5 protein-coding genes are annotated in these 3,823 nt (G+C 29.1%); 1 reads left to right on the top strand and 4 read right to left on the bottom strand.

Annotated elements, in window-relative coordinates:
* Positions 1 to 1,235 (top strand): ISL3 family transposase (locus IAA47_01455; GenBank protein ID MBU3841662.1); only part of this gene is annotated, 1,235 nt, incomplete at its 5' end.
* Positions 1,236 to 1,430: 195 nt separating this feature from the next.
* On the opposite strand, the gene rpsP is transcribed toward IAA47_01455, so the two are convergent.
* The 4 genes from rpsP to IAA47_01435 all read right to left on the bottom strand — a co-directional run bounded on the left by rpsP (position 1,431) and on the right by IAA47_01435 (position 3,649).
* Positions 1,431 to 1,694 (bottom strand): 30S ribosomal protein S16, encoded by a 264-nt coding sequence (gene rpsP, locus IAA47_01450; GenBank protein ID MBU3841661.1) that lies wholly within the window; start codon positions 1,692 to 1,694, stop codon positions 1,431 to 1,433.
* Positions 1,695 to 1,752: 58 nt separating this feature from the next.
* Positions 1,753 to 3,093 carry a signal recognition particle protein gene (gene ffh, locus IAA47_01445; protein ID MBU3841660.1) on the bottom strand — a complete coding sequence of 447 codons (1,341 nt, stop codon included), beginning with the start codon at positions 3,091 to 3,093 and terminating at the stop codon, positions 1,753 to 1,755.
* 11 nt (positions 3,094 to 3,104) lie between these two features.
* Positions 3,105 to 3,416, bottom strand: coding sequence for a hypothetical protein (locus IAA47_01440; protein ID MBU3841659.1), 312 nt, complete (start codon positions 3,414 to 3,416; stop codon positions 3,105 to 3,107).
* A 68-nt stretch (positions 3,417 to 3,484) separates the two neighbouring features.
* On the bottom strand, positions 3,485 to 3,649 hold the full coding sequence (locus IAA47_01435; GenBank protein ID MBU3841658.1) for a hypothetical protein: 165 nt from the start codon (positions 3,647 to 3,649) through the stop codon (positions 3,485 to 3,487).
* Between the last annotated feature and the right edge of the window lie 174 nt (positions 3,650 to 3,823).

The following is a 3,823-nucleotide window of genomic DNA, read 5'->3' as shown; positions in this document are numbered from 1 at the left end:
AAGATAAAAATATTTCTTTACTTCAGGATGAGGTTACAACTGAACTTTTTAAAGGTACTTATCATAAAATTATTCATGCTAAACTTACTTATTCACCTCATGAATGTCCTCACTGTCAAAGTAAAAATATTATCAAATGGGGATATAAAATCTCTAATATTAAACTTTTAAAAATAGCTGCTTTTAACTCTCTTTTAAGATTGAAAAAACAAAGATTTCTTTGTAAAAATTGCTCTAAGTCTTTCAGCGCAGAAACTACTTTTGTTAATAAATTTTGCTGTATTTCTAATGATATTAAATTAGCTATTACTCTTGAATTACAGAAAAATATTTCTGAAAAAGATATTGCTTCTAATTTTAACGTTTCCTCTAGTACAGTCAATCGAATTATTAACTCTTTTTTCAAAGAGCATTTACCTAGCAAATATTTTTTACCAGAAGCTTTATGTTTTGATGAATTTAAAGCTACTAAAGATTGTCAAGGCTCTATGGCTTTTATCTATTGTGATGCAAATACTGGAAGAATTATTGATATCTTACCGGACAGGCGCTTATCCTATTTAAAGGAATATTTTTCTCGTTTTCCTTTAAAAATTAGAAAAAAAGTTAAACATATTGTAATTGATATTTATCAACCATATATTCAGTTGATTAAAGCACTTTTTCCAAATGCTAAAATCTCTTTAGATAGATTTCATTTAGTTCAATTAATTAATAGAAGTTTCAATAAAACAAGAGTTAGAATAATGAATCAATATAAGAGTAGTAATGAAAGATACTATAATAAATTAAAAAAATTTTGGTCTCTTCTTTTAAAAAATTGTTTAAAATTAAAAAATGAAAGAATTAACAGAGGGCGAATGTTTGATTATTCAATATTTTCAGAAGAGGAAATAGTTAATATAATTTTATCGCAAAATAATGAACTAAAAATAGCTTATGAGGTTTATCAAGAAATTTTAATCTCTATTCAAGATAGAAAATTTAATAAATTTAAAGCAATAATTGGAGAATTCTATTCTCTTTCTAATACTTTGATGAAAACTTCATTAAAAACATTTAAAAAATATTTAGAGTATATTGAAAATAGTTTAAATTATAACTATAATAATGGATTAATAGAAGGAATCAATAGAAAAATAAAGACATTAAAAAGAAGTGCTTATGGTTATAAAAGTTTTTATCACTTCAGAGCAAGAATTTTAATAGCTAATAAATTATTGGTAACAAAATAACTCCAGTGGAAAATCCACTGGAGCTATATAAAAATTTATTTGTTTTTTACCAACACCATTTGACAAAGAGCCTTTATATTTAGGCTATATTTTTCATTTCACACCTCTAATGTAAAATTATCATCTTTTTTTATTTTCATTTCAAAGAAAAAAAGACTGCTACCTTTGTAACAGTCTTCTAAGCACCTAAATCAATTATCTTTTTTTAGCTTCTTCGAATTTTGCCCATACTCCAGCTTTAACTAATATTGATTTTACAGTTCTAGTTGGTTGAGCTCCATTTAATAAGAATTTTACTATTTCTTCCTCTTTTAATACTACTCTAGAATCTTCTAATGGGAAGTAGTTTCCTAAGTAAGCAACTGCTTTACCATCTCTTTTTGATAATGCTTCCATAGCTGCGATTCTATAAGAAGGTCTTTTTTTGTCTCCTAATCTAGTTAATCTTAATTTTAACATAAATTTCACGTCTCCTTTTATTATTATTTATATTTTAATCTTTTGTTTATTTACTTTTTTAAAATGGGAATTTTCCACCTTTAAATCCACCCATTGAAGGTAATGATGGCATCTTTCCACCACTGAACATCTTCATCATAGCTTTCATTTGTTCAAATTGCTTTAGAAGTCTATTTACATCAGCTACCTCTGTTCCACTTCCCTTAGCAATTCTCTGCTTTCTACTTGCCTTAAGAATTTCTGGTTTCTTTCTTTCCTCTTTTGTCATCGATTGAATTATTGCCTCTACCTTTTTCATCTCTTTTTCAGCAGGAGCTAAATCTCCAATCTGTCCCATTCCAGGTATCATTTTTAAGATACTTCCTAATGAACCTAGTTTTTTAATATTTTGTAATTGCTTTAAGAAATCGTCTAAATCAAATTTTTGAGTTCTTATCTTTTCCTCTAGTGATTTAGCATCCTCTTCATTTATAGCACTTTGAGCTTTCTCAACTAGTGATACAACATCTCCCATTCCTAAAATTCTTGAAACAAGTCTTTCTGGATGGAAAAGTTCTATATCATCAATTTTCTCTCCAACTCCTACAAATTTTATAGGTTTTCCTACAACTGCTTTTATTGAAAGAGCAGCTCCTCCTCTAGTGTCTCCATCTAGTTTTGTTAGTACTACACCATCTATATTAAGAACATTATTAAATGACTCTGCTAAGTTTACAGCATCTTGTCCGATCATAGCATCTACTACTAATAGAATCTCTTGTGGTCTTGTTAATCTCTTTATCTCCTTTAACTCATCCATAAGCTTTTCATCTATATGTAATCTACCAGCAGTATCTATTATCATATAAGTAGAACCTAATTCTTTAGCCTTTGCAAGTCCTCTTTCACAAATTCCTACAGCATCTTGGTGATTTTCTTCAGAGTAAACCTCTATTCCTGTTTGCTCTCCTAAGACTTGTAACTGTTTAATAGCTGCTGGTCTATATACGTCAGCTCCTACCATTAAAACCTTTTCACCCTGTTTTTTTAGGTAATTTCCTAGCTTTGCTGCAAAAGTTGTTTTTCCTGCCCCCTGTAATCCTGCTAACATTAATACAGTGGGGTTTCTAACTCCCTTTGTAAGTCTAGCATTTGTTCCACCTAAAAGCTCTACTAGTTCATCATTTACTATTTTTATAAACTGTTGACTTGGATTTATTCCCTTTAGGACATCTGTTCCAATAGCTTTCTCTTGAATTTTTGCAGTGAAATCTTTTACAACTTTGTAGTTAACGTCAGCTTCTAGAAGAGACATTTTAACCTCTCTAAGAGCTTCTTTTATATTACTTTCACTTAGTTTTCCATGTCCTCTAACTTTTTTAAATATCTCCTGAAATCTAGAACCTAAATTATCTAACATATTCACCTCAACTAAAATAGCTTTTCTATTATCTCATCTAGTTTTTCAATTTTAAAATTATCTTTCAACTCTAAAAGTTCACTGTATAATTTTTTTTCTCTTTTGTGAAATCCTAGTTTTTCTTCATATTCTCTCAGTTGTTTTATCCCTCTTTTGATATTATCATATACAGCCTGTCTACTTACACCATTATTTTTGGCTATCTCCGATAGAGATAGATCCTCTTCAAAGTGATTTATTAAGTATTCCTTTTGCTTATCACTTAACAAGTTTCTATAATAATCCAATAGAGTAGATACCTCTAAAAATTCATCTAATTCCATTATATCACCAGCATATTATATAAGATTATACTAAAACTGTCAAGTGTTTTTTCTTTACAATTTGATAATTAATTATGAGTGTGCTCTCCTGTAAAACCATTCTCATGAAAATGGTCACTTCCCACCCCATCTATATGATAATGAGTAGGCATATAAGAGATATGTAACTTATTATTTAGTGGATTTTTTCCAATATAACACTTCACTCCAAATACCTCTTCTATTAGCTCCACAGGTGAACCTCTCCCACTTAAAATTACTTTGTAATTTTTGAAATGGGAGCTTCTTCTTGGGAAGTAGTTGCTTTTGTTAGCCAACTATATTTACCAAGCTAACCCCGTAGTTCCTACGGTTCTTTTTATTTTTAGACTGCTTGTTTTATTCTTAGACCTTCAGTCAATATATTT

Origin of the sequence: Candidatus Fusobacterium pullicola, from assembly GCA_018883725.1 — a bacterium.
GTDB classification, from domain to species: domain Bacteria; phylum Fusobacteriota; class Fusobacteriia; order Fusobacteriales; family Fusobacteriaceae; genus Fusobacterium_A; species Fusobacterium_A pullicola.
This window is presented reverse-complemented; position numbering and strand designations above follow the sequence as displayed.